General features: G+C 65.2%; 22 protein-coding genes. 8 read left to right on the plus strand and 14 right to left on the minus strand.

The genetic code is table 11. The annotated features are described in order from the left end of the window. Window positions 1–6: 6 nt before the first annotated feature. Window positions 7–2,349 carry a cytochrome P450/oxidoreductase gene (locus RMET_RS25305; protein ID WP_011519354.1) on the plus strand — a complete coding sequence of 781 codons (2,343 nt, stop codon included), beginning with the start codon at window positions 7–9 and terminating at the stop codon, window positions 2,347–2,349. Between the two features lie 68 nt (window positions 2,350–2,417). Here the strand turns inward: RMET_RS25305 and RMET_RS25310 are convergent, their stop codons facing one another. Continuing rightward, window positions 2,418–3,380, minus strand: a complete 963-nt coding sequence (locus RMET_RS25310) for a chemotaxis protein (protein ID WP_011519355.1) — start codon at window positions 3,378–3,380, stop codon at window positions 2,418–2,420. 492 nt (window positions 3,381–3,872) lie between these two features. Here RMET_RS25310 and RMET_RS25315 point away from each other — a divergent pair, with 492 nt between their 5' ends. Both RMET_RS25315 and RMET_RS25320 read left to right on the plus strand, forming a co-directional pair. Further along, complete coding sequence (locus tag RMET_RS25315; RefSeq protein ID WP_011519356.1) at window positions 3,873–5,255, plus strand: NCS2 family permease; 1,383 nt, start codon at window positions 3,873–3,875, stop codon at window positions 5,253–5,255. Window positions 5,256–5,816: 561 nt separating this feature from the next. Further along, entirely contained in the window at window positions 5,817–6,131 is a 315-nt protein-coding gene (locus tag RMET_RS25320; RefSeq protein ID WP_008651043.1) for an H-NS histone family protein, read from the plus strand. Between the two features lie 54 nt (window positions 6,132–6,185). Here RMET_RS25320 and RMET_RS33745 read toward each other — a convergent pair whose 3' ends face one another. Further along, entirely contained in the window at window positions 6,186–6,686 is a 501-nt protein-coding gene (locus RMET_RS33745; RefSeq protein ID WP_224444281.1) for a hypothetical protein, read from the minus strand. Between the two features lie 539 nt (window positions 6,687–7,225). Between RMET_RS33745 and ahbB the strand changes: the two genes are divergently transcribed. Continuing rightward, entirely contained in the window at window positions 7,226–8,218 is a 993-nt protein-coding gene (gene ahbB, locus RMET_RS25330; RefSeq protein WP_011519359.1) for a siroheme decarboxylase subunit beta, read from the plus strand. A 51-nt stretch (window positions 8,219–8,269) separates the two neighbouring features. On the opposite strand, the gene ubiT is transcribed toward ahbB, so the two are convergent. From ubiT to RMET_RS25350, 4 genes are all read right to left on the minus strand, one after another. After that, a complete protein-coding gene (ubiT, locus tag RMET_RS25335; protein WP_011519360.1) occupies window positions 8,270–8,725 on the minus strand; it encodes a ubiquinone anaerobic biosynthesis accessory factor UbiT in 456 nt (151 codons plus the stop codon). Beyond that, the gene (locus RMET_RS25340) at window positions 8,722–9,642 is read right to left on the minus strand and encodes a U32 family peptidase (protein ID WP_011519361.1); all 921 of its coding nucleotides are present in this window, start codon (window positions 9,640–9,642) and stop codon (window positions 8,722–8,724) included. Before RMET_RS25340 ends, ubiT begins: the two co-directional genes overlap by 4 nt. 33 nt (window positions 9,643–9,675) lie before the next feature. Next, window positions 9,676–10,704, minus strand: a complete 1,029-nt coding sequence (ubiU, locus tag RMET_RS25345; RefSeq protein WP_011519362.1) for a ubiquinone anaerobic biosynthesis protein UbiU — start codon at window positions 10,702–10,704, stop codon at window positions 9,676–9,678. Between the two features lie 117 nt (window positions 10,705–10,821). After that, the gene (locus RMET_RS25350) at window positions 10,822–11,658 is read right to left on the minus strand and encodes an IclR family transcriptional regulator (RefSeq protein ID WP_080710390.1); all 837 of its coding nucleotides are present in this window, start codon (window positions 11,656–11,658) and stop codon (window positions 10,822–10,824) included. A 152-nt stretch (window positions 11,659–11,810) separates the two neighbouring features. Here RMET_RS25350 and RMET_RS25355 point away from each other — a divergent pair, with 152 nt between their 5' ends. The 3 genes from RMET_RS25355 (at window position 11,811) to RMET_RS25365 (ending at window position 15,067) form a co-directional block, all read left to right on the plus strand. Continuing rightward, window positions 11,811–13,259 (plus strand): NAD-dependent succinate-semialdehyde dehydrogenase, encoded by a 1,449-nt coding sequence (locus tag RMET_RS25355; protein ID WP_011519364.1) that lies wholly within the window; start codon window positions 11,811–11,813, stop codon window positions 13,257–13,259. Window positions 13,260–13,331: 72 nt separating this feature from the next. Continuing rightward, the gene (locus RMET_RS25360; protein ID WP_011519365.1) at window positions 13,332–14,489 is read left to right on the plus strand and encodes an iron-containing alcohol dehydrogenase; all 1,158 of its coding nucleotides are present in this window, start codon (window positions 13,332–13,334) and stop codon (window positions 14,487–14,489) included. A 296-nt stretch (window positions 14,490–14,785) separates the two neighbouring features. Further along, entirely contained in the window at window positions 14,786–15,067 is a 282-nt protein-coding gene (locus RMET_RS25365) for a BON domain-containing protein (RefSeq protein ID WP_008651028.1), read from the plus strand. Here RMET_RS25365 and RMET_RS25370 read toward each other — a convergent pair. The 5 genes from RMET_RS25370 to RMET_RS25390 all read right to left on the minus strand — a co-directional run bounded on the left by RMET_RS25370 (window position 15,049) and on the right by RMET_RS25390 (window position 19,927). After that, window positions 15,049–15,513 carry a PRC-barrel domain-containing protein gene (locus RMET_RS25370; protein ID WP_011519366.1) on the minus strand — a complete coding sequence of 155 codons (465 nt, stop codon included), beginning with the start codon at window positions 15,511–15,513 and terminating at the stop codon, window positions 15,049–15,051. The two genes, RMET_RS25365 and RMET_RS25370, sit on opposite strands and share 19 nt — an antisense overlap. Before the next feature lie 253 nt (window positions 15,514–15,766). Beyond that, a complete protein-coding gene (locus RMET_RS25375; RefSeq protein ID WP_011519367.1) occupies window positions 15,767–16,525 on the minus strand; it encodes a citryl-CoA lyase in 759 nt (252 codons plus the stop codon). 13 nt (window positions 16,526–16,538) lie between these two features. Next, window positions 16,539–17,522: a Bug family tripartite tricarboxylate transporter substrate binding protein gene (locus RMET_RS25380; protein WP_011519368.1), complete on the minus strand. Its 984-nt coding sequence runs from the start codon at window positions 17,520–17,522 to the stop codon at window positions 16,539–16,541. Between the two features lie 11 nt (window positions 17,523–17,533). Continuing rightward, window positions 17,534–18,346 (minus strand): SDR family NAD(P)-dependent oxidoreductase, encoded by an 813-nt coding sequence (locus RMET_RS25385; RefSeq protein WP_011519369.1) that lies wholly within the window; start codon window positions 18,344–18,346, stop codon window positions 17,534–17,536. A 15-nt stretch (window positions 18,347–18,361) separates the two neighbouring features. Continuing rightward, on the minus strand, window positions 18,362–19,927 hold the full coding sequence (locus tag RMET_RS25390; protein WP_011519370.1) for an AMP-binding protein: 1,566 nt from the start codon (window positions 19,925–19,927) through the stop codon (window positions 18,362–18,364). Window positions 19,928–20,065: 138 nt separating this feature from the next. Here RMET_RS25390 and RMET_RS25395 point away from each other — a divergent pair, with 138 nt between their 5' ends. Then, the gene (locus RMET_RS25395; protein ID WP_011519371.1) at window positions 20,066–21,091 is read left to right on the plus strand and encodes a LacI family DNA-binding transcriptional regulator; all 1,026 of its coding nucleotides are present in this window, start codon (window positions 20,066–20,068) and stop codon (window positions 21,089–21,091) included. A gap of 27 nt (window positions 21,092–21,118) precedes the next feature. Here RMET_RS25395 and RMET_RS25400 read toward each other — a convergent pair whose 3' ends face one another. From RMET_RS25400 to RMET_RS25410, 3 genes are read right to left on the minus strand one after another with little or no spacing between them, the layout of a single operon-like run. Beyond that, window positions 21,119–22,108, minus strand: coding sequence for a Bug family tripartite tricarboxylate transporter substrate binding protein (locus tag RMET_RS25400; RefSeq protein WP_011519372.1), 990 nt, complete (start codon window positions 22,106–22,108; stop codon window positions 21,119–21,121). A 27-nt stretch (window positions 22,109–22,135) separates the two neighbouring features. Next, the gene (locus tag RMET_RS25405) at window positions 22,136–22,945 is read right to left on the minus strand and encodes an SDR family NAD(P)-dependent oxidoreductase (protein ID WP_011519373.1); all 810 of its coding nucleotides are present in this window, start codon (window positions 22,943–22,945) and stop codon (window positions 22,136–22,138) included. Window positions 22,946–22,967: 22 nt separating this feature from the next. Then, window positions 22,968–23,990 carry a cyclase family protein gene (locus RMET_RS25410; protein ID WP_011519374.1) on the minus strand — a complete coding sequence of 341 codons (1,023 nt, stop codon included), beginning with the start codon at window positions 23,988–23,990 and terminating at the stop codon, window positions 22,968–22,970. Window positions 23,991–24,123: the final 133 nt, after the last annotated feature.

Consider the following 24,123-nt stretch of genomic DNA (forward strand, 5'->3'; position numbering starts at 1 on the left):
TGAACCATGCCGCAGACGAACGCACCCGCCAGCAGTGGAAGCTGCCCGATCGACCACAGCGCCTTGCGCGCGCCCAACGGTTGCCCGATCAGCCACCAGGCGGCGGCGTTCGATCCCTTCGAGGACGGCTATCAGCAGGACCCGCCCGAGTACGTGCGTTGGTCGCGCGCGCAGGAGCCGGTGTTCTACAGTCCGAAGCTCGGCTACTGGGTGGTGACGCGCTACGACGACATCAAGGCGATCTTTCGCGACAACATCACCTTCAGCCCGTCAATTGCGCTCGAGAAGATCACGCCCACGGGTGAGGCGGCCAATGCGGTGCTGGCCTCGTACGGCTACGCGATGAATCGCACGCTCGTCAACGAAGACGAGCCCGCGCACATGCCGCGCCGCCGCGCGTTGATGGAGCCGTTCACGCCCGCCGAACTGGCCCATCACGAACCGATGGTGCGCAAGCTCACACGCGAATACGTCGACCGTTTCATCGACACCGGCCGCGCGGATCTGGTGGACGAGATGCTCTGGGAGGTACCGCTGACGGTGGCGCTGCATTTCCTCGGCGTGCCCGAGGAAGACATGGACCTGTTACGCCAGTACTCGATCGCCCATACGGTCAATACATGGGGCCGCCCGAAGCCCGAGGAGCAGGTGGCCGTGGCCCACGCTGTGGGCAACTTCTGGCAACTGGCCGGCCGCATTCTCGACAAGATGCGCGAAGATCCGTCCGGCCCGGGCTGGATGCAGTACGGCCTGCGCAAGCAGCGCGAGTTGCCCGAGGTGGTCACCGATTCGTACCTGCACTCGATGATGATGGCCGGCATCGTGGCCGCGCACGAGACCACGGCCAATGCATCGGCCAACGCGATCAAGCTGCTGCTGCAACATCCCGATGTCTGGCGGGAGATCTGCGAAGACCCGGCATTGATTCCAAACGCGGTGGAAGAATGCCTGCGGCACAACGGCTCGGTGGCCGCCTGGCGGCGCCTTGTCACGCGCGACACCGAAGTGGGCGGCATGTCGCTCGCGGCTGGCAGCAAATTGCTGATCGTCACGTCGTCGGCCAACCACGACGAACATCATTTCGCCGATGCCGATCTGTTCGACATCCATCGTGACAATGCCAGCGACCAGCTTACGTTCGGCTACGGCTCGCACCAGTGCATGGGAAAAAACCTCGCGCGCATGGAGATGCAGATCTTCCTGGAGGAACTGACCAGCCGGCTGCCCCATATGCGTCTGGCCGGGCAGCGCTTCACCTACGTGCCGAACACCTCGTTCCGTGGCCCGGAGCATCTCTGGGTCGAATGGGACCCGGCACGCAACCCCGAACGGACCGATCCGACGGTGCTGGCGCCACGTGACGCGGTCCGCATCGGCGAACCGACTGGCGGCACCACCGGCCGCACGCTCATTGTCGAGCGCGTCGAGACGGCCGCGCAGGGTGTGTCGCGGATCCGCCTGGTTTCGCCCGATGGTCGCGCACTACCGCGCTGGTCGCCGGGCTCGCATATCGACATCGAATGCGGCCACACCGGCATCTCGCGCCAGTATTCGCTGTGCGGCGACCCCGCCGATACCAGCGCCTTCGAGATCGCGGTGCTGCGCGAGCCCGAAAGCCGTGGTGGATCGGCGTGGATTCATGCCAGCCTGCGCGCAGGCGACAAGCTCAAGGTGCGCGGCCCGCGCAATCACTTCCGGCTCGACGAGACCTGCCGTCGCGCGATCTTCATCGCCGGTGGCATTGGCGTGACTCCGGTCAGCGCCATGGCAAGGCGTGCGAAAGAACTGGGCGTCGACTACACCTTCCACTATTGCGGCCGCAGCCGTGCCTCCATGGCGATGATCGATGAACTGCGCGCCCTGCATGGTGATCGCGTGCGGATTCATGCCGCGGATGAAGGCCAGCGCGCCGATCTCGCGCAAGTGCTCGGCGCACCCGATGCGAACACGCAGATCTACGCTTGTGGACCGGCCCGGATGATCGAGGCGCTGGAAGCCCTGTGCGCGACATGGCCCGAGGATTCGCTGCGCGTCGAACACTTCAGTTCGAAACTTGGAACGCTCGATCCCTCCAGGGAACAGCCGTTTGCGGTCGAACTGAAGGACTCGGGGCTGACGCTTGAAGTTCCTCCGGACCAGACGCTGCTCGCCACCCTGCGCGCCGCGAACATCGACGTGCAAAGCGATTGCGAGGAAGGCCTGTGTGGATCGTGTGAAGTGCGCGTGCTGGCCGGCGAGATCGACCACCGCGACGTCGTGCTGACGCGCGGCGAGCGTGATGCGAACAACCGGATGATGGCCTGCTGCTCGCGAGCGGCGAAGGGCGGAAAGATCGTGCTGGGGCTGTAAGCCGGCGCGAGGGCTTGATGCGCCAGCCCGTGGCGCATCAACCGGCAACAACGCCACTCAGCACGGCATCACGGATGCCGTGCGAGTACACCCCGAATCGTATCGGCCAAATCTTTCGCCAGGAACTTCGACACGTACGCATCGGCGCCAACCTTGCGCACGTGCTCCTCGCTGGCCTCGCCCGAGAGCGATGAGTGGATCACCACCGGCAGCGACTTCAGCCGGGCGTCGGCCTTGATCTTGCGCGTCAGGGTGAAGCCATCCATCTCCGGCATTTCCAGATCGGTCAGCACCAGCGCGATCTCGTCGCGGACCGTGGCGCCCTTGCTGGCGGTCAGGTCGGCGATCTCGCCGAGCATGTCCCAGGCTTCCTGACCGGACTTGGTCATCACGACTTGCACGCCCATTGCCTTGAGGCCGTTTTCGATCAGACCACGCGCCAGCGCGGAGTCGTCCGCGCAGAGAATCTTGCTGCCGGGGCGGATCGACAACGCTGGGCCGACGGTCGACGGATCCACGTCCGGCTGGCGCGAAGGCAACACGTCGCGCAGGATCTGCTCGACATCCAGCACCTGCACCAGCCGCGGATTCTCGCCACCCGCATCGAGCTTGGCGATGCTGGTCACCAGCCCACCCTTCACGCTGGTCTCGGCGGAGATCACCTGGTTCCAGTCCAGGCGGACGATTTCCTCGACCGCTTCCACCGCGAAGCCCTGCGTGGACCGCGCGTATTCGGTCACGAGCATGATGTTCAGGCCCGACTTCGGATTGCATTCCAGCAGGCGCGGCAGGTCGATGACCGGAATCACCTGCCCACGGATATCGGCCATGCCCAGGATCGACGGTTCCGCGCCGACCACGCTGGTCACCGGCGGCATCACCAGAATTTCACGGACCTTGAACACATTGATGCCGAACAGTTCGGACTGCCCGGTGTGTGCCGCATCACCCAGTCGGAACAACAGCAACTCAAACTGGTTGTTGTTGGTCAGGTTGGTGCGCTCGTCGATGTCTCTCATCGCGCTGGTCATGCTCTAGCTCCGCTGGATGGGGTGAATACGGGTATTGCCGAGGAACTAACGGCCGGGAGGCTTCAACCTTTAGCCTCCGGCACGACCCGCGACGCAGTGCCCGCGCTCGAATGACGTACCAGTGACGCGTCCATGGCGCACTTGTGACGCATACCGCTCCCCGAACGCCGTCGCACGCGCACCAAGGGAAATCCCTGAGCCTCGCAATGCACTGCAAACCCGGGGTTATTCAGCCCCCGGCATGTTCCGCATGTTCCCTCGATGATGAAGACAACGTCACGCTCGCCTACCTTTGAGCCTCGCCGGATCCCGCCCATCAGAGGTGGCTGACCGGCCCCGGCCCTAGGGCCGGACACCGAGGAAAGAGCGACCGCACCCCTTGCCCGATGCCCACGGGACCTCCGCCCTCACACCCGGAACCATGTGAGACGAGGCTGACGCCCGATCCGTACGCGGACGCGCGCAGCGCCCCCTGCAAGGAGACACAACATCATGATCGAACAGCCCTATCCGTCCGTCGCGGACACGGATGCCGCGCCCCCCACTGCCCAAGGCAAAATCGACCAGTACTTCCAGATCAGCGCGCGCGGCAGCACGCAGCGCCGCGAGGTCGTCGCCGGCATCACCACCTTCATGGCGATGGTGTATGCCGTTTTCGTCGTGCCTGGGATGCTCGGCAAGGCCGGCTTCGATACCAGCGCGGTATTTGTCGCCGTCTGCCTTACCACCGCCTTCGGCTCGCTACTGATGGGCCTCTGGGCCAAGCTGCCGATTGCCATTGGTTGCGCGATCTCGCTGACCGCATTCATGGCCTTTGGCCTGGTGCTGGGCCAGCACCTGTCCCCCGCCGTGGCGCTGGGCGCCGTGTTCCTGATGGGCGTGGTCTTCACCGCGATCTCGGTGACCGGCGTGCGCACCTGGATCCTGCGCAACCTGCCCGCAGGCGTGGCACACGGCGCCGGCATCGGTATCGGCCTGTTCCTGCTGCTGATCGCTTCAAACGAAGTCGGCCTCGTCATCAAGAACCCCGGACCCGGACTGCCCGTCTCGCTCGGCAATATCACCGCCTTCCCGGTGATGATGTCGATCCTCGGACTGGCCGCGATCTTCGGCCTTGAGCGTCGCCGCGTGCCGGGTGGCATCCTGCTGGTGATCGTGGCGATCTCGGCGCTCGGCCTTGTTTTCGATCCATCGGTCAAGTTCACCGGCATCTTCGCGCTGCCGACGCTCTCCGCGCCGGGTCACACCTCGCTGATTGGCGCCATGGATATTCGCGGCGCGCTGTCCGCCGCGGTGCTGCCGAGTGTGCTGGCACTGGTGATGACCGCCGTCTTCGACGCCACCGGCACGATCCGCGCGGTGGCCGGTCAGGCCAACCAGCTCGACGCCACGGGCCGCATCCACAACGGTGGCCGCGCCCTGACCGCCGACTCCGTGAGCTCGATCTTCTCGGCCTTCTTCGGCGGCGCCCCGGCTGCGGCCTATATCGAATCGACCGTCGGCGTGGCCGCGGGCGCCCGCACCGGCCTGGCTGCCGTGACCGTCGGCGCGCTGTTCCTGGCCGTGATGTTCTTCTCGCCGCTGGCTGGGCTGGTGCCGTCGTACGCCACCGCTCCCGCGCTGATGTACGTGGGTCTGCTGATGCTGTCGAGCGTGTCGCGCCTGCACATGGATGACCTGGTCGACGCGCTCTCGGGCCTGGTCTGCGCCGTGTTCATCGTGCTGACCTGCAACATCGTCACCGGCATCATGCTCGGCTTCTGCACGCTGGTGATCGGCCGCATCGTCTCGGGCGAATGGCGCAAGCTCAATATCGGCACGGTCGCGATTGCCGTCGCGCTGGCCGCGTTCTATGCAGGTGGCTGGGCGATCTGATCGCACCCATCACCGAGAATCTTGTCTCCTCCACCTGGGATGACCGGTGGATTTGCCAGCCTCCGGGGACTTTCCCCCCGGAGGCTTTTTTCTTCCTCTCGTTCTCCGGTTAGTTATTGTCGGCACTGTATCGGCAAGCTCCGAAGAATCGATGCAGCGTCATTCAAAAACCCGACAGAAATATCATCGGCGCCATTCGCCGACCACGATGACTCGTCAATCGTGGATTGAAATCCGGGTGACTCAACCTCCCTCAGCCGCTTATCCAGATTGCCCGGATACAGCGCCATAAAATCCCGGGTGGCTATCTTGCCGCGTTTTGGTTAGGATGCCGGTCGGCGCCGATGGCTATCCGCCTCCGCCGCAGCGCGCAACCCAATCACAATAATGGGCGGACTTGCCTGCGCCATATGTCTAATAGACGCGATGCAAAGCGAATTTTTCGTTCGCAAATTAGCGTTTGACCCGTGCTTTTTCAGATATTTTTTGTAATATTTTTGTTGTGCGGGTGCGTTGCGATGTCCTGTAACATTCCGCCACAAATCTATCGGGGATCCAAAAATGCCGACCTACAAGCAGTTGCTAGCGGAAAAAGAAGCACTCGAAGCCAAGCTCAATGAAGTTCGTGCCAATGAAGTGGCTGGCGTGATCGAGCAAATTCGCCAATTGATGGCCGATTATGATTTGACCGTCGAGGACATCGCACCCAAGCGCCGTCGCGGTCGTCCGGCCAGCGGCGCCACCGTGGCACGCAAGACGTCGTCCCTGCCGCCGAAGTACCTTGACCCGAAAACCGGCAAAACCTGGTCAGGCCGTGGCCGCGCGCCGGCATGGCTCGGCAAGCGCCCCGAGCGCTTCCTGATCGAACAGGCGTAAGAGAGTTCAGCGGGCAGTCCGGCAAACGCCGGGCTGCCGCACGAGGCGCGCCGCTCAGCGCGCCTCGCAAAGATATTCGCTACGCAACGCCCGGAATCCGAGTTGCGTTGGCTCGGGCGCAACGTTTGCACCCCCATCCCCCCTTGGCTCCAGTCGGAGCACCCGCGCCGAGCAATGCTGCGCGGTCTCATCCCTCGTGTACCGGATCTCGTACTGCGCGCCCGTTCGCGGGATGAACGACACCCCCGCCGCGCAACGAACCTCCTCGGCCGGTGGCGCAGCCGTCGACGTCACGGCCACGTAAATCCGCTTATCCACCGCTACCTTCCGCTCGCGCGTTCGTGACGGCGGTTCCGGGGAGCTTCCGACCATATCCGGCTCTCTGTCGCGCCCCATCGCGGCCAGTTGCTTTCCGGTTCCCGCCAGCACAAGCGGCCACGGCGCCTTGGGACAGCTTGCGGGGTCCAACACGCTGAAGGTCGTACGGTCGTCGGTGCTGGTCGTCACCCGCACCATCGCGTAAGGCGCGTCGGACGGTACCCGATAATGGCTCACGCAACCGCCCAGCACGAGAGCGCAGGGGATACAGAGCACGGCAGCGGACCGGTTCAGGCGCATAGAACGTACGAAGATGACAGTTGACCGACGATGAAGCGAAAGCCGGGAGGCGCCGTCCCGTCCCGGGTATGACCCTGTGGGCGGTGAGGATATCCACAGGTTCTGTGGATATCCTGCCCGAGCGGTTCGCGCTAGCCCTTTATGTACGGCACCGCACTGGACTGCACAAGATTTAGGCAGCCCTGCCGATAACACGACGCCGGAACTGGTCAATGTAGATCAGGAACGCCTCCGCCCCAAGTTCGGACTCCCACCTGCCAGTACGCTGCGCGCTTGCATCTGCGGCCGTGGGACACGGCATCTCCGCCTCCGTTGACACCGGTCAACCGTGACTACGCGGAACTTCACGATGATGCCCCCATGTCTCGGGCGACATCGGTCCCTCCTCGGACTCGCGGCCACGGCATCGGCCTTGATGCTTCGGCTTTGACACCTAGCGCCCGGGCCAATCCAAGTGGATAGACCCGATCGTCGCCATGTTTGATGACACCCAACTCTACGACCGCATTCAGCACGATTTCCCGCTCGACACCCGCCCCTATCAACGCGCGGCATCACTACTCGGCCTCTCCGAGCGAACGGTACTGAGCCTGCTTGCACGAGACCTCGGCAACGGACGCATCAGCCGCATCGGCGCGGTGTTCGCCCCCAATTCGATCGGGACAAGCACGCTGGCCGCGCTGGCGGTGCCGCCCAATGAAATGAAGCAGGTGGCCGAACGTCTGAACGCGGACCCGGCAATCAGTCACAACTATGCCCGTACTGGTCACCGCTACAACCTCTGGTTTGTCGCCGGCGCGCGCGATCGCACGATGCTCGATGCCGTGCTGCACCACATCGCCGACGACGTGGGGTACCAGCCGATTGATCTGCCACTCGAACGCGAATATCACATCGACCTCGGTTTTCCACTCGGCAAGGGCCGGGAAGCCAGCAAACCAACCCGGCGAGCACCACCAGTATCCGTGCCCAAGCCCGAGATGGACGAGTGCGACTGGCGTCTGGTGACCGCGCTGGAACCTGGCCTGTCTCTGACGCCGGAGCCCTATCACGCGCTGGCCGAACGTTGTGGCCTGCCACTGACCGAGACGCTGCAGCGCCTGCAGCGGTGGCGCAAGAACGGTGTGATCCGCCGCTTTGGCGTCATCCTGCACCATCGGCCATTCGGGTATTCGCACAATGCGATGTGCGTGTGGAATGTGCCCGATGCGCGCGTCGATGCCATCGGGATGCGCATCGCCAGCCTGCCGCACGTCACGCTGTGCTACCGACGCCCACGACGCCTGCCAAACTGGCAATACAACCTCTTTGCCATGGTGCACGCACGCGGGATGCACGAACTCGAGATGACGCTGTCGCGCTTCGATGCGATTGGCGGATTAGCCGCCATGCCGCACGCTGTACTTCGTGCCAGCCATTGCTTCAAGCAGCGCGGCACGCGCTACGGCAATATACCGGCGAGGGTCTAAGCCCTCGCCCGCCCGCTTGCGCGGGCCTTATTTTTCCATTCAGGATTCCATTCAGGACGCCGTGGCCGGCGCGGGAAACAGCACGGACAACCGCGCGGCGAATGGCCCTACCCACGTCGGGCGTGGCGCGGCATCCAGCCAGTATTTGACTTCCAGGCCCAGTTCAGTGTCGCCGCTGATCGACAGGCGGCGCTGGAAAAACAGCGTGTCCGTGTCGGCATCGCCGCTAATCAGGCGCAGGTAGTCCGCCACCTTGGCGCGCAAGGTCAGGTCCGACGCGGAACCATCGAATGGCCCCGGCGCAAACCGGCCATCGACACATCGAAAGCGCACTTCCAAGCCGATATCCTCGACCGTCAGCCGAAACGTATGGCCATTCAGCGCGGCCGGCGGCTCCAGCCATCCCGAGCGGCGCATGGCCTCCACGGCCAACACGAAGGGCAACGCGCGCGCGGGCGCCGGCATGTGCCGGTGCACCCGCGACATCAATCCGGTCAGCATCGTCATGCCGTAGCCTCCTCGCTCTCAATCCATCGAATGCCCGGCTTGCCCGTCCAGTACCCGTTACTGGGTGCCGCGTCCGCAGGCATGACCGGACTCGGCGCCGCCGGCATTCCGTGGCGAATGCCATCGAGATGGGCAATCGCTTCGAAAGTGCCTGTGGAATGGGCGCTGACACGCATCAGACCAACACCGGCCTCTGCCATCCGCGACACTTCGGCGCAGAGATCGAGGCAAGTGGCCGACTGCGTCTGGATGCCGTTGAGCGTGAAGAACGCCTGCCCCTCGCCCGTGTCGGCCACCAGCCCGTCTGGATAGTCCAGGCAGCGGAATTCGCAAGCGTCCTTACGCAGACGGTGATGGCGTGCGGTAAAGCAGCGCGCGGAGAACGCCAGCGGCATACGCCCCCAGACCAGCGCTTCCAGATCAAGACCCGCCGGTCGCGCCGCGGCCAGCGCGGCCATCGTGCGGCCATCCATTTCGACCGGCACCGTGCAACCTACCGCGCCAAGCGATGCCAGCCATGCCAGCGTGTCGCCCTGATAGACGTTCAGGTGTGGGCCGCCCACGAACGGACGCCCGCCCATGCAGCGCACCGCGCCAAGGTCGTTGGCTTCGACCAGGTAGTCGTCCTGCCCGCAAACCCGGCGCATGACTGCGATATCGCTGTCGGATTCGACCAGCACCGGCGTCGACAACACCACCTGCTTGCCTGCCTCGCGCAACATCTGCGCGATTTCGAGCCAGTCCGCATGGCGCAATTCGTGCCGCCGCGTGCAGACGGCTTCGCCGAGATGAACACGGTCGACGGGGCTGTCCGCGACCGACGCGTAGAACTGCAGCACCGTCGCGCGTGGCCAGTAGTAAAGCAAGGGGCCGAGGGAAATTCGAAACAAGGGAGATTGCTGTGTGGGCATTGCCATGTGGAATCCTGGCTTGTGATGGTTGGACGCCGCTCAGCGCCAGGGCCGCTCGTACGCGCCTTGCGTGACCTGGTCGCCTTCGGCGTGGCGTCCCAGCGTGGCCTGCCATTCCTGGCGCGGCGCGAAGCGCTTCGGATCGCGGCATGCATCGTCGATGGCCGCGCGCAGCACACCCACCACGTCGGCGACGTAGCGCGGGCTGCGCTGCCGGCCTTCGATCTTGATCGCGGCGATGCCAATGTCGATCAGAGTGGGCAGCAGCGATACCGCATTGAGACTGGTGGGTTCCTCCAGCACGTAGCCGCGCTCGCCTTCGACCGTGAATCGGCCCTTGCAGAGGGTCGGATAGCCCGCCGGCTCGCCAGGGGCGTAGCTGTCGATCAGGATGCCGGACAGTCGCGCCTGCATCGTGCCGTCCTGTTCGTCCCAGCGCACCGCATGGGCCGGAGAGCAGACGCCCTTGTTATTAGGCGAGTCGCCGGTAGCGTAGGACGACAGCAGGCACCGGCCCTCCGCCATCACGCAGAGGCTGCCGAATCCAAAGACTTCAAGTTCGATATCGGTCTGGCGGGCAAGCTTCGCAATCTGTGTGACCGTGAGCACTCGCGGCAACACGACGCGCCGGATGCCGAACTGCTCGCGCATCAGCTCGATTGCATCGGCGTGGGTGGCGGAGCCCTGCACGGAAAGGTGGATGCGCAGGGACGGATGGCGTTTCGCGGCATAGGCAATCAGACCGGGGTCGGCCATGATGACCGCATCCGCGCCGAGCGCGGCGGCCGCGTCGACGGCATGGTGCCATTGCTCGACGTGGCCCATCTGCGCGAACGTGTTGATAGCGAACAGCACTTCGGCACCGCATGCGTGGGCCTCGGCCACACCGGTGCGGATATCGTCCTCGCTGAAATTCAGACCGCCGAAGTTGCGCGCGTTGGTGGCATCGCGCAGGCCCAGATACACCGCGTCGGCGCCGTGCTGCAACGCCATGCGCAGCGCTGCTAGCGAGCCTGCGGGTGCGACAAGTTGAGGGCGGCGCACGGGCGCCGCCAAGGGTGGATTCATCGCATCGGGTCCGGAAAGGGAGTTCCCGGATGCTAGCGATACGCTGATGGTGGGCCTTTGACTCGGCGCAAACGAAACGAAAGCGTCGCGCCGCGTTTGCCGGCGTTTGCCGCTGTATCAGCCCAGTGCGCGCGACAGGTGACCCGCGCCGAGCCGCGCGGAAAGCTGGTCGGCCAACGCACGGACTTGTCCGCCGATTTGCTTACCGGTCGGCGCATCGATCTCGCTGGTCAGGTAGCTGACCGCGATGGCGCCCACCGCGCGCGAACGCGTGGCGTCGAACACGGGTGCGCCAAAGCAAGTCATGCCATCGCGCATCTGACCGTTGTCAATCGAGTACCCGAGTGCGCGAACCTGTTCGAGCTCATCCACCAGCGCCGCGACCGTGGCCACGCTCGCGCGCGTCAGCGGCACGGGCATCCCCCCATCGAACAGATTTCTGACTTCCGCCGCCGGTACGGTGCTGAGCATGGCCTTGCCCGTGGCCGTATATGGCGCGGGCAGCCGCATGCCGATGCGGAAGGTCACGCCCAACGGGCGATCGCCATTCTGGCAGGCCAGGTACACCACCTCGGCGCCATCGAGCATCGACAGCGTGACTGTGGCGTCGTGAAAGGCGTCGGTCTCGTCCCAAAGCGCCCGGAATTCTTCCGTGATCTGCGTCTGCGACAGGAAGGCATTGGCCCAGCTCATCACATGCGGCCCCAGCGCCATCGCTCCGCCCGGCAGGCGCTTGAGCAATTGAAGCTGGACGAGCGTGTCGCACATGCCGTGCAGTGAACTCTTGGGCGCGCCGGTCAGCCGGGTCAGGTCGGCCAGCGTCAGCGGCTCGTGCGCTGCCGCCACGGCGTCCATCACCTGGACCGCGCGCACCACGGCAGGCGAAGTGGACTTGAGCGCTGGCGCGGCGTCCGCCGCATCTGCGGCGGGAATGGCATAGGCTGTCTTTGGCATGGGCTGGCTGCTATCGGAACGGTTCTTGCCCTCTGGCGGTCTTTCCGACGAGGGCGTAAGATATTCCATCGTTCCGCATATCGAATATCGTTCAATCTATTGAACGATATTAAACGCCGCAAACCCGACGAATGCAACCCGAGGATTTCGCCATGCAACTCAAGGACCCTTCGCTGTTCAAGCAACTGGCCTATGTCGACGGTCAATGGATCAGCGCCGATTCGGGCGCCACGTTCGACGTCACGGACCCGGCCACTGGCGAGGTCATCGCCCGGGTGGCCGACCTGGGTGCTGCCGAGACCACGCGCGCCGTTGCTGCCGCGGAAGTCGCCCAGAAAGCCTGGGCGGCAAAGACCGGCAAGGAGCGCGCCAATATCCTGCGCCGCTGGTTCGACCTGATGTTGGCCAATACCGACGACCTGGCCTACCTGATGACGCGCGAGCAAGGCAAGCCGCTGGCCGAGGCCAAGGGCGAGATCGCCTACGCCGCCAGCTTCATCGAGTGGTTCGCCGAGGAAGCCAAGCGCGTGGACGGTGAAGTGCTGGCCACGCCTGCCGCCGACAAGCGGCTGGTCACGCTGCGCCAGCCGGTAGGTGTGTGCGCCGCGATCACCCCGTGGAACTTCCCGGCCGCGATGATTACGCGCAAGGTGGCGCCGGCGCTGGCCGCTGGCTGCGCGATCGTGATCAAGCCGGCCGAACTGACGCCGCTGTCCGCATTCGCGCTGGCCGAACTCGCGCATCGCGCCGGCGTGCCGGCAGGCGTGCTGCAAGTTGTCACCGGTGACGCCCGGAACATTGGTGGCGTGCTGACGGCCAGCCCGATCGTGCGCAAGCTGTCGTTCACGGGCTCGACGGAAGTGGGCCGCATCCTGATGGCTCAGTCGGCGCCGACCATCAAGCGCCTGTCGCTCGAACTCGGTGGCAATGCGCCGTTCATCGTCTTTGACGATGCCGACGTCGATGCGGCCGTGGAAGGCGCGATCGTCGCCAAGTACCGCAACGGCGGCCAGACCTGCGTGTGCGCGAACCGCTTCTACATCCAGGACGGCATTTACGATGCGTTCGCCGCTAAGTTTGCCGAGCGCACCGCTCAGCTGCGTGTCGGCAACGGGCTCGAGGCAGGCGTGGTGATCGGCCCGCTGATCGAGGACGCCGCGATCGAGAAGGTGAATTCGCTGGTCGAGGATGCCACGTCAAAGGGCGGCAAGGTACTGGCCGGTGGCGGCAAGCACCCGCTCGGCGGAACGTATTACACGCCGACCGTGATCGGCAATGCCACCGCCGACATGCGCATGGCGCGCGAAGAAATCTTCGGGCCGGTGGCACCGCTGTTCCGCTTCAAGCAGGACGACGAAGCCGTTGCCGCCGCCAACGCCACCGAGTATGGCCTGGCCGCCTATCTCTACACCCGCGACATCTCGCGCGCATGGCGCACCGCCGAGGCGCTGGAGTACGGCATGGTCGGCCTGAACACGGGCCTGATCTCCAACGAGGTGGCACCGTTCGGCGGCATCAAGCAATCCGGCGTCGGCCGCGAAGGCTCGCGCCACGGCATCGAGGAATACCTCGAGATCAAGTATCTTTGCCTGCAGATGTGATTGAGCCCCCCTCTCCCGCTCACTAACAGGGGAGAGGGAAGACAACCCAGAAAACCACACACCGGAGACCCCATGAACCCGTTCCGTTTCCAGACCGTGCCGACGGTCATCGTCGAGCTTGGCGCCGCGCGCCGGCTGGGAGCGTTGCTGCGCGAGGCCTTTCCGCAATCGCAACGCCTCTGCGTGGTAACCGACGGCTTCCTCTCGAAGAGCGGCCTGCTCTCGCCGGCGCTCGATGACCTGGGCAAGCACGGCTGGCAGGTGACCCTGATCGACGACGTGATCGCCGACCCGCCCGAGCACATCGTGCTCGAGGCCACCGAGCGCGCGCGGCAGGCCGATGCGGAAGTCGTACTCGGGCTCGGCGGCGGATCGTCGATGGACGTCGCCAAGCTGATTGCCGTGCTGCTTCCTGCCGCGCAGTCGCTCAAGGACATGTACGGCGTGAAGAAGGTCACGGGCACGCGGCTGCCGCTCGTGCAGATGCCGACCACCGCCGGCACCGGCTCGGAAGTGACTGCAGTGTCGATCGTCACCACGGGAGAGACCACCAAGATGGGGGTGGTGGCGCCGCAGCTTCTGGCCGACCTCGCCATTCTCGACGCCGAACTCACGCTTGGCCTGCCACGTGCGGCGACCGCGGCCACCGGTATCGACGCGATGGTGCACGCGATCGAGGCCTATACGAGCGCGCATCTGAAGAACCCGATCTCGGACATGCTGGCCGTGCGCGCGCTGGAACTGCTGTCGCAGAACCTGATGCTCGCCTGCGACAACGGCCACGACCACGGCGCGCGCGAAGCCATGCTGCTCGGCGCGATGTTCGCCGGCCAGGCCTTCGCCAATTCGCCGGTGGCGGCCGTGCACGCGCTGGCCTATCCGATCGGCGGCATCTTCCATGTCGCGCACGGGCTCTCCAACGCGCTCGTGCTGCCGCACGTCATGAAGTTCAACGCGCCGGCAGCCAGCAAGCTGTATGCGGAACTGGCCGACGTGATACTGCCGGGCACCACCGGTAGCTGCGAAACCAAGACGGCCGCGCTGATCGCCCATATCGAGGGACTGGTGCTGGCCACGGGCATCCCGCGCACATTGCGCGAGGTTGGCGTCAAGGAAAATGATCTGGGCCGTCTGGCCCGCGATGCAATGCTGCAGACACGCCTGCTGGTCAACAATCCGCGCGAGGTCACCGAGGCCGACGCATTCGCGATCTACAGCGCGGCATTCTGACGCGCCCCGGCAACGGGCCCACGATGCGGCCGCCATGGAACCGCCGTGGTCCCGCATTCGGACTACAGTGTAAGAGGCGCTATCAAAATGAAGCGAAGCGGTTCTGGCTAGGCGCGCGGCCGCAGACAGTACAAGTAGTACGGCAAGGCCGCGCAACGACGCCAGAATCATTTTGATAGCGCCTCTATAGCGCTATCAGGGTGCTATCCGCCGGCGGTGTCCTACAAGGATGCCGCCGGCCCGTGACACGTCGTTAATACCAACAACGCGTACCTCACCACCTGCAAGGAACTGCCATGATGCAGACCGAAATCCAGGCGTCCACCTGGACCAGCCCCGACGAGGAAGATGAACTACTACGTGAGCGTATCGGCACGTGTATTGCCGAGGCGTGCGGCGGCGATATGCCCGATGGCGTTGCCGTGCACGTGGTAGACCGCCAGGTGACCATCACCGGGCGCGTGGAAGACTCGGACCTTTCCCGCCGCATCGCGCAGGCCGCGGCAACGCCGCCGGGCATTCTCGGCGTCACCAACCTGCTCGTCACGCGGGTGCCGTCTCAGGCCCAGGGATCGTAGCCGTCCTTCTCCCAGTACGGAGAGATCCCGTAGTACTCGTGAATGCTGGTGGCCCACTCGGAGTTGGCCATGGTGGGCCAGTGTTCCTTGTCGAAACCCGGCGACGCCTTGAGACGTTCCTTTTCGACGCCCAGCACGAAGCACTTGCGGCGCGTATCGAGGGTCAGCGCCGACCAGGGCAGCGCGTGCAGCTTTTCCCCGATGCCGAGGAACCCGCCCATCGCCAGCACCGCATAGGCAATCCGTCCCCCAACGATGTCCAGCATGATGTGGTCGATCGTGCCGAGCTCGTCGCCGGCAGGGTCCACGACCTTGTTGCCTTCCAGGGTGTCGGCGGCCATCACGAACGGCCCGCACTTGCCGGGCTTCTGGTTCACATTGCCGATGATGGCGGCCCTGCGTTCGGATGCGCCCGCGGGCGGTGTCTGCTGGTCCATGGGACTCATGGGCAACTCCTCCTGACCAAAGGGTTGGACTGACAAGCGAGACGTATCTCCGGCGCCACATGCGAGCTGAAACCTGCCAACGCCGAACTGTCCTGACTTGATCGTAGACGCGCGCGCGGACGTCTTTCAAGTCATGTTGCAGTGCAATCGAGAGCTGCCGCACGCTGACGCAGGACGCCCCATGTTGCCATAGCGCTGATAAAAATGTCGGCCCCGGCATCGGCGACCGCCCGCGAAGGTGTCCGACCCGGCCTCACCGATGGCTTTGCGCCGTGGCCATATCCCAGATGTCCTGCGCGATCGGATGCTCGCGCTCCTCGATCACGTGGGCCACCAGCCCTGCCACGCGCCCGATCAGCGTGAGACCCTTGCCAAATTCCGGGCTCATGCCCATATCCAGCAGGATCGCCCCTTTGGCGCCCGTGGCATTGAGCGGTACCGGCTTGCCCGCCGCCCGTGTGGCCGCTGCCGCGATCTCCTGGGCCAATGCGCAGTGGCGCCCTTGGTAGCCGCACTCGTCAGCCACCTTCAGCAGCTTGATGCAGCGCGGATCGCCCCCGACGTGGATCGGATGGCCAATGCCTGGAATACGCTTGCCCGAGGCGCGACTGCGTGCCACGGCCGCTTCCGCTGCTGCCCGCATGTGTTCAGCCGTCCAGTCCGCGCCGACGTCCGTGGCAACGCCAGCGAGAAAGCGCGCACTGTACTCCACCGTGCCGAGAAAGCGACTGCCCGCGCCAAGAATGCCCGCCGCGACGGCGCCCTGCAGGGACTCCGGCGCACCGTGCAGCGTGAGCCGGGTGGACAGCGCGCTTGGCGTCAGTCCATGATCGCTCGACGTAACCAGGAACATGTTGATCATGCGCTTGAGATTGGCGTCAGGAAAATCGCCGAGGATCTCCAGGCACAGCACGTCGATGAAATCCCGCTGGTCCATCAGGTCATCGACAAGATCGTAACCGCGCACCTTGATATGGTCGGCATCCCCACCGCCGATCGCACTGTTCAGCATGACGTCTCCTGTCTTACTCGGGCTGCGCGCCCGAATCCTGCACGATCTTGCGCCAGCGCGGCACCTCGGACTCAACGAACGCCTGGAACTTGCGGTCAGCGAGCCCCATCGGAAAACTGCCGATGCGCGCCATCGAGGCCGTCACGTCGGGTGCGTTGGTCGCCTTGTCCAGTTCGGACGAAAGCCGCGCGACGACGTCATCGGGCGTCTTCGCCGGCACGAAGATGCCGGACCATCCCTCTAATGCCGCACCCGGATAGCCGGACTCGGCCATCGTCGGCACGTCGGGCATGACCTCGAGCCGCTTGCCCGCGCTGACTGCGAGCGCACGCAGCTTGCCAGCCCGCATTTGCGGCAGCGCGGTTTCGGGATAGTCGAACATCATGTCGACCGATCCACCCAGCAGGTCAGCCATGGCCGGGCTCTGGCCCTTGTACGGAACATGGGTCAGCTTGATGCCGGCGGCCTGCTCGAATCGCGCGGCTGCCAGATGCGTCTGCGTGCCCTGCCCCGCCGAGGCGAAGTTGAGCTTGCCGGGCGCCTCCTTGGCGGCCTTCACGACATCGGCCACCGAGCGGTAGGGCGATGTGGCATTGGTCATCAGAATGGCGGACTGCCGGAACAGCGAATGCACGCCCCGCAGCTCGCGCGACGGATCGACGCGCGCGTTGCGATACAGCGCCAGATTGGCGGCCTGCGTGCCGTGTGTGCCGTAGAAGAGCGTGTAGCCATCCGCCGGCGCACGCGCGACATACTCGGCGCCGACCATGCCGCTGGCGCCAGGACGGTTCTCCACCACCACCGGCTGGCCCAACGCATCGGACAGCTTGCGGGCGATCAGCCGCGACTGGTTGTCCGAAATGCCACCCGCCGCGAACGGCACCACCAGCGTGATCGGCCGCGTCGGGTAGTCCGCCGCGTTGGCCATACCGGCCATCGCAAGGCTCGCACCCACAGTCCATCGCACCCAGCGGCTCAACAGATTCAAATTCGACATCACCCTTCTCCTCAATACGAATGCCGGCCCGCCGTGGCGCCTGCGTCCACCGGCAACACCGCCCCGGTCACCCAGCCAGACTCGTCGCTGACCAAATACCGGATGGCCTGCCCGACATCCCAGCCGCTGCCCTCGGTGCGCAGAAACGAGCGATTGCGGCGTGCCTCGCGCTTCTCTGGCGACATCCCCTTGGCATAAACCATGGGTGTGTAGACCATTCCCGGCGCCACGCAGTTGACGCGGATGCCCTGTTCGCCGTGATGCGCGGCCATGGCACGTGTCATGTTGACCACCGCGCCCTTCGAGGTCGGATACAGCAGACTCGGATGCCCGCCGATCAGCCCCGCCACCGACGCCACGTTGACGATCGCACCCTTGCCTTGCGCGCGCATGTGCGGAATCGCATGACGTGCCATCAGCATCATCGAGGTCACGTTGATGCGCAGCGCCTGATCCCACGCTTCGAGATCGACGTCCTCGGCAGTGCCTTGCGGTCCGCCGATGCCGACGTTGTTGACCAGGATATCGACGCGCCCCCAGAGTTCCACCGCGCGCGCCACGGCGCTCCGGCAATCTTCATCACGACTCACGTCGCAGGCGATGACCTCGGCCTCGCCGCCCTCCTCCACGATCATCCGGTGCGTCACCTCAGCCCATTCGCGCACGCTGTCGATCAGCGCCACGCGGGCGCCATCGCGCGCCAGCAGAATGGCAGCGGCGCGGCCATTGCCGATGCCATCCGCGCGAGACCCCGCGCCGGTCACGATCGCCACGCGGCCCTTCAGGGACCGGCTGGCCGGTTGTGGATCTGGAATCTGTTCCATCGCGTGTCTCCGTTATCAGTTGACGGCGCGGCCCATGCCGCCCCAGTAGCGTTCGCGCAGTTGCTTCTTGTCGGGCTTGCCAAGCGCGGTCAGTGGCAACGCATCGACGAAATCGATTGTCTTGGGCGTATTGACGGCGCCCTTGGCATGGCGCACCAGCGCGCGCAGCGCCTCCACGTCGAGCTGGGCGCCCGGCCTCGGCACCACGACGGCCTTGACCGCCTCGCCCCATTTCGCGTCGGGCACGCCGATCACCGCAGCGGCCGCTACGCCTGGATGACCAGTCAGGACGTCCTCGACCTCCTTCGGATAGACGTTGAATCCGCCCGAGATGATCATGTCCTTCTTGCGATCGACCAGGTAGTAGTAGCCGAACTGGTCACGGTAGGCCATGTCCCCCGTGTGCAGCCAGCCGTTGCGCAGTGCCAATGCTGTCAGCTGCGGCTGCTTCCAGTAGCCGTCCATCACGAGCGGGCTGCGCACGCAGAGTTCGCCAACGCTGCCCGGCGCCACCGGTTCATCGTTGTCATCCAGCAGGGCCACCGTCACACCCGGATATGGCATCCCCGCGGACGTCGACGTGTCCACGTCGGTGCGCATGTGATCCTCCTGCGTCAGTTGCAGGATGTTGCTCGGGCACTCGGTCTGGCCATAGCTTTGCGCCAGGATCGGGCCGAACCTGTCGATGGCCTCGCGGATCCGCGCGGGCGCCATCGGCGAGGCGCCATAGGAAAGCGTCTGCAGCGAAGAGAAATCGGCCGTGCGCGCACGTGGGTGATCGAGCAGCGTGTAGATCATGGTCGGCACCAGGAACGTCATGCTGGCACGATGGGTTTCCACGGCATCGATGAAACGCTCAGCGTCGAACCCGTGCTGCAGGATGATGGTGCCGCCGCGCCACAGCGTGGGCACGATCATCGCGCCAGCACCGTGTGAAATAGGCGTGGGACACAGCAGCCGCAGATCATCGGGCAGGCTCCGCGCAGCCAGCAGCAACACCGCCTGCATCCACACGCAACGATTGGCGAGCATGACACCCTTCGGCTTGCCGGTGGTGCCGCCGGTATAGGCCAGCCGGATCACGTCCGTGGTCAGCGCTTCCGGCACCAGCCGTGCCGGCGCGAACGATGTCGCCTGGTCCCAGAACGATGGCAATCCCGGCACGTCGGCATGACCGAACCAGTGCGCCACACCCGCGCAGCGCTCGCGCAATGCCAGCGCGCGCTCGGCATAGACGGGATCGGCCATGAACACTCGTGCTTCGGCGTCGTCGACGATATAGGCGTGATCGTCAACACCCCCCATTGCGTGAAGCGTCACCGATCGCAACCCCATCAGGTAGGCGGCCGCCATCACGATGAACACCTCGGGCCGATTGCCCGACAGTTGTACCACGCAATCGCCACGCACGAGACCTAGCGCGCGAAACGCGGAAATGGCCTGGCTGATGCGATCGCCGAGCGCGCGGTAGGTCATGCGGGCATCGCCGTCGATGAATGCCACGCGATCCGGATACCGGTCGATGGCGTGAACGATCATCTCGCCGATGGTGCCGCCAACATGGGCTTCCTGTGTCGTCATTGCGATCCTGTCTCCTGTTGTCGTTCGGCGATTATATGCAGCAATGAAACGTTTCATCAAGCGGAGTTTTGCCATTTCCCTCCGCGACCGAAGCACTCTGGCCGTCGGTTATACTCTTTGGCAACTTCAGGGAATCCCATGGCAGAAAAGCAGATCAGCATCCGTGACGTCGCTGCCCTGGCCGGTGTATCGGTCGGTAGCGCGTCGCGCGTGATCAACGGCGCCGCCAACGTCACGCCGGACGTGCGCGAGCGCGTCGATCGCGCCATCGCGGCACTGCGGTATCGCCCCAACCACGCGGCGCAATCGCTGCGTTCGCGCACGAGCAAGACCATCGGATGCATGTTTTCGGACGTGGCCAACCCGCTCTACGCACGCGCCTTCCGCGCGCTCGAGGAACATTTCCGGCGTGAGGGATACATGCTGCTGCTGGCGAACGGCCTCAACGATGCCGAACGCGAGATCGACATCATCCAGACGTTCCAGTTACGCGGCATGGACGGCGTTATCCTGGCGCCGGGCAACGAGCGACATCCGGGCGTGCTCGATGCGGTGCGCCGGCTGTCGATGCCGGCCGTAATCTACGACCGCGACTTGGCAGTGGATGCCGATGCCGTGCTGTTCGACCACGTGGCCGGCGTGAAGGCCGCGATCCATCATCTGGTGGAACTCGGCCATACGCGCATCGCGCTGGCGCTATGGCAGGTCAAGAGCCGCCCGGTGCGCCGGCGGATCGAAGGCTACAAGGCCGCCTTCAAGGCCGCCGGCCTCCCGGTACCGGACCTGATCCTGCAGGAACCCACACCCACCAGCTCCGCTTTCGACGACGTCACGCGGCTGCTGCAACTGCCTGACCCGCCCACGGCATTCCTTGCCCAGGGCACCCACACGCTCACCAGCACGCTGCGCGCGATCGCCAAGCAAGGCCTGCGCGTGCCGGAGGACGTCTCGGTGATCGGTATCGGCGATACCGACTTCGCGCAGACCTACGATCCGCCGCTGACCGTGCTGCGCACACCAACGGACGAGGTAGCCGCACACGCCGTGGAGATGCTGCTTTCACGCCTGGCCGCCAAGGGGGACGCCAGCCTGTCGCCACGCAAGGCGCTGATCCAGTTCGACCTGATCCTGCGCGAGTCGTGCGCGCCCGTTGCCCGGCACTGAATCGCCTCGCAGGAAAGCGATGACCGGTTAGTCGGCGCTGGCACCCGACGCCTTGACGATGGTCGCCCAGCGCGCGATTTCCTTCTGCACGAACGTCCTGAATTCGGGCACCGTCATGACTTCGATCTCGATACCGGCCTCGGCGTAGCGCGCGCGCAGCTTCTCGCTACGGAACGCGGTGGCAACCGCCTGGTTCAGCTTCTCGACGATGGCGGGTGGCGTGCCGGCCGGCGCGAAGATGCCACTCCAGCTCGACACCACGTAGTCGGGCACACCCGCCTCGATCATCGTGGGCACGTTGGGCAGCGCCGGCAGACGCTTGGCGCTGGTCACTGCCAGCGGCCGCAGAGAGCCCTTCTGGATGTGCGGAATCGCCGTCGGCGAGTTATCGAACATCAGTTGCACACGCCCGCCGAGCAGGTCGGTCATTGCCGGCGCGCCACCGCGATACGGTACGTGCGTGAATCTGGTTCCGGTCATGTACTGGAACAGCTCGCCCGACATATGAATGCTGCTGCCGCTGCCCGACGACCCCATCATCAGTTTGCCCGGCTCCTTCTTCGCCAGCGCGATCAGCTCCTGCACGCTCTTTACCGGCACGTTGGGATTCACAACCAGCACGTTGGTACCCGACGAGATGCGCGCCACGGGCTCGAAGTCCCTCGCAGGATCGAAGTTCAGATGACGGTATAACGTGGGATTGATGCCATGCGTGCCAATCGTCCCTTGCAGCAAGGTGTAACCATCGGGCGCAGCGCTGGCCACCAGCGCTGCGCCGATATTGCCGCCGGCGCCGGCACGGTTCTCTACCACGACCGGCTGGCCGAGTATCTCCGCCAACTGCTGACTGATCAGGCGCCCGATCAGGTCGGCCGTGCCGCCCGCCGGAAACGGCACGACGAATCGAATGGGGCGCGATGGCCAGTTGTCGGCCGCGAGCGTGGGCGCGGCGGCCGTGAACAGTGCAACCATCGCCATCATGCGGCCAAGCCGCGACAGGGTCGAAACCAAGGTCATCTCCGGTTGTTCCTCGAGATCAGTCGTTCAGGCGCGCGGTGCAAGCTGGATGCCGGCCGACAACCCGCCATCCACTGGGAGTTCGATCGCATTCACATAGCGCGATTCGTCCGACACCAGGAAGCGAATCGCTGCCGCCACCTCCCACGCGGTGCCTTGCCGGCCAAACGGCAGCGGCGCGCTGGTGCGGTCCGGCCGCGCAGCCGATGCCGCCCGCCCCATTGGGGTGTCGATAAGGCCGAGCATGACCACGTTGGCGCGGATGCCGCTTGGCTGACCTTCGAGCGCCGCGGCGCGGCATAACGCGCCAAGGCCTGCCTTCGAGACTTCATAGGCAGGGTTCCGCCCATTCGGCCGACGTGCCGCCACCGACGAAACAAAGACGATGGCACCACCCTCCGTCATGCGGGGCAACGCCACCTGCACGCACAGCATGTGTGCCTTGAGGTTGATGCCGAGGACAGCATCCCAGCTCTCCTCGGTCAGCCGGGCGAGCGGCAGCCGATGGCTGATGCCGACGTTGAGCACCAGAGCATCCAGACCGCCCAGCGCCTCGACGGCCTGGTCGATCATCGCGTGGATGTCTGCCGTGCGCGAGACATCGGCCTCGATGGCAGCGGCGCGTCCACCATCCGCGGCGATGCGTGCGACCGTGCGCTGCGCCGCCGCCCCAGAACGGTCCGCGCAGGCAACATGCGCGCCTTCGCGGGCGAGCAGGCAACAGGCGGCCCGCCCGTTGCCGGCCGGCTCGTCCATCTGCTCGTCACCCCCCTGCCCGCCTCCGACGACGAGAATGCGCTTGCCGGCCAGCGTGCCGCCATGCCTGGATAAATCCATGGTGTTCCTTGTCGAACGGGAATCAGATCGTTGCCACGGGCGTCACTGGCGAACCCACCGCACCCGGCAGGCGCAACGGCGGCGCGGTCAGCAGGAAACGCGTGCGACCCTCGGCCTTCAGCGCAGCGGCCAGCTCCGCGAGATACCAGAGTTCACCGAGCGGAATGCCATAGCGGAACAGACACAGCTCGTGCAGCGGCAAGCGCGCGCAGGGCATGGATGCCGCCGTGGCGGGAATGCCCTCAACCGCGTAGTTGTCCGCGCACAGCGCAGCGATGCGCTGGTCGACGATCCATTGCTGCAGCCTGGCATCGCGGCCGTCGAGCACCGCGCAGCTTCGTTCGAGCAAATGGGGATCGGGTTGACGCTCCATTTCCAGCAGCATGTCGGCAAAGCCGGTGTAGAGGCACAGGATGTCGCCGGGCTCGACTTCGACGCGCGCCACGTCCAGCGCGCGCATCAAATGGTCATAGCCGACGTACACACGCTCGCGGCCACACGATGCGAGCAGGTCCACCAGCACGCCGCGCGACTGGATCGCCTTGACCGCGAAGGTCTCGATACCGAGCCGATGGGCGCCCATCGGCCGGCCGTCGGGATCGCCCGGCCCCACCACGTCCACGCCGGCGCGAAAACCGTTGTAGTAGACCGCCACCGGATTGCCGTCGCCCTGTACGTCGAAGCGATGGCCGACGTGGGCAAAGCTGTCCCATTGCGTCGAGTACTGCGTGTGCAGCAGCACCGAGTCGTCGCACAGCACATCGGTGTGTTCGTGCGCCGATGCCGATAGCGGAAGGTTGTAAACGAGCCGGCCATCGCGCTCGGTCGGCCGCAGCCGTGGCGGATGCCGGCGCGGGTTGAGCACATTGCCACCCGGATAGTCGAGCGGCAGGCTCAGACAAAGGCTGCGCCCGGTGCGGACTTCCCGCACCGCCCTGCGCACCACGTCGGGTGTGATGTAGTTCAGGGACCCCAATTGATCGTCGGGACCGAAATCGCCCCAGTTCGATGCAGCAGGCCGCTGCTTCCAGCGCGAAATCGTCATGGCATGTCTCTACCGGCAAGCACATGCGTAGCGGACAGGACATCCCTGCGGTCAATCGTCATCCGTCGTCTCCTTATGCGCGGCGGTCGTGGCTTGCTCTCCGCCGTCTGTCTGTCTATTTGTGGGGACGACT

The organism is Cupriavidus metallidurans CH34 (genome assembly GCF_000196015.1).
GTDB lineage: Bacteria > Pseudomonadota > Gammaproteobacteria > Burkholderiales > Burkholderiaceae > Cupriavidus > Cupriavidus metallidurans.

Bases quoted from the DNA above. Each gene is read 5' to 3' on its own strand.
- RMET_RS25305 (WP_011519354.1), top strand. From the start codon at position 7: ATGCCGCAGACGAACGCACCCGCCAGCAGTGGAAGCTGCCCGATCGAC.
- RMET_RS25310 (WP_011519355.1), bottom strand. From the start codon at position 3,380: ATGACCAGCGCGATGAGAGACATCGACGAGCGCACCAACCTGACCAAC.
- RMET_RS25315 (WP_011519356.1), top strand. From the start codon at position 3,873: ATGATCGAACAGCCCTATCCGTCCGTCGCGGACACGGATGCCGCGCCC.
- RMET_RS25320 (WP_008651043.1), top strand. From the start codon at position 5,817: ATGCCGACCTACAAGCAGTTGCTAGCGGAAAAAGAAGCACTCGAAGCC.
- ahbB (WP_011519359.1), top strand. From the start codon at position 7,226: ATGTTTGATGACACCCAACTCTACGACCGCATTCAGCACGATTTCCCG.
- ubiT (WP_011519360.1), bottom strand. From the start codon at position 8,725: ATGACGATGCTGACCGGATTGATGTCGCGGGTGCACCGGCACATGCCG.
- RMET_RS25340 (WP_011519361.1), bottom strand. From the start codon at position 9,642: ATGGCAATGCCCACACAGCAATCTCCCTTGTTTCGAATTTCCCTCGGC.
- ubiU (WP_011519362.1), bottom strand. From the start codon at position 10,704: ATGAATCCACCCTTGGCGGCGCCCGTGCGCCGCCCTCAACTTGTCGCA.
- RMET_RS25350 (WP_080710390.1), bottom strand. From the start codon at position 11,658: ATGCCAAAGACAGCCTATGCCATTCCCGCCGCAGATGCGGCGGACGCC.
- RMET_RS25355 (WP_011519364.1), top strand. From the start codon at position 11,811: ATGCAACTCAAGGACCCTTCGCTGTTCAAGCAACTGGCCTATGTCGAC.
- RMET_RS25360 (WP_011519365.1), top strand. From the start codon at position 13,332: ATGAACCCGTTCCGTTTCCAGACCGTGCCGACGGTCATCGTCGAGCTT.
- RMET_RS25365 (WP_008651028.1), top strand. From the start codon at position 14,786: ATGATGCAGACCGAAATCCAGGCGTCCACCTGGACCAGCCCCGACGAG.
- RMET_RS25370 (WP_011519366.1), bottom strand. From the start codon at position 15,513: ATGAGTCCCATGGACCAGCAGACACCGCCCGCGGGCGCATCCGAACGC.
- RMET_RS25375 (WP_011519367.1), bottom strand. From the start codon at position 16,525: ATGCTGAACAGTGCGATCGGCGGTGGGGATGCCGACCATATCAAGGTG.
- RMET_RS25380 (WP_011519368.1), bottom strand. From the start codon at position 17,522: ATGTCGAATTTGAATCTGTTGAGCCGCTGGGTGCGATGGACTGTGGGT.
- RMET_RS25385 (WP_011519369.1), bottom strand. From the start codon at position 18,346: ATGGAACAGATTCCAGATCCACAACCGGCCAGCCGGTCCCTGAAGGGC.
- RMET_RS25390 (WP_011519370.1), bottom strand. From the start codon at position 19,927: ATGACGACACAGGAAGCCCATGTTGGCGGCACCATCGGCGAGATGATC.
- RMET_RS25395 (WP_011519371.1), top strand. From the start codon at position 20,066: ATGGCAGAAAAGCAGATCAGCATCCGTGACGTCGCTGCCCTGGCCGGT.
- RMET_RS25400 (WP_011519372.1), bottom strand. From the start codon at position 22,108: ATGACCTTGGTTTCGACCCTGTCGCGGCTTGGCCGCATGATGGCGATG.
- RMET_RS25405 (WP_011519373.1), bottom strand. From the start codon at position 22,945: ATGGATTTATCCAGGCATGGCGGCACGCTGGCCGGCAAGCGCATTCTC.
- RMET_RS25410 (WP_011519374.1), bottom strand. From the start codon at position 23,990: ATGACGATTTCGCGCTGGAAGCAGCGGCCTGCTGCATCGAACTGGGGC.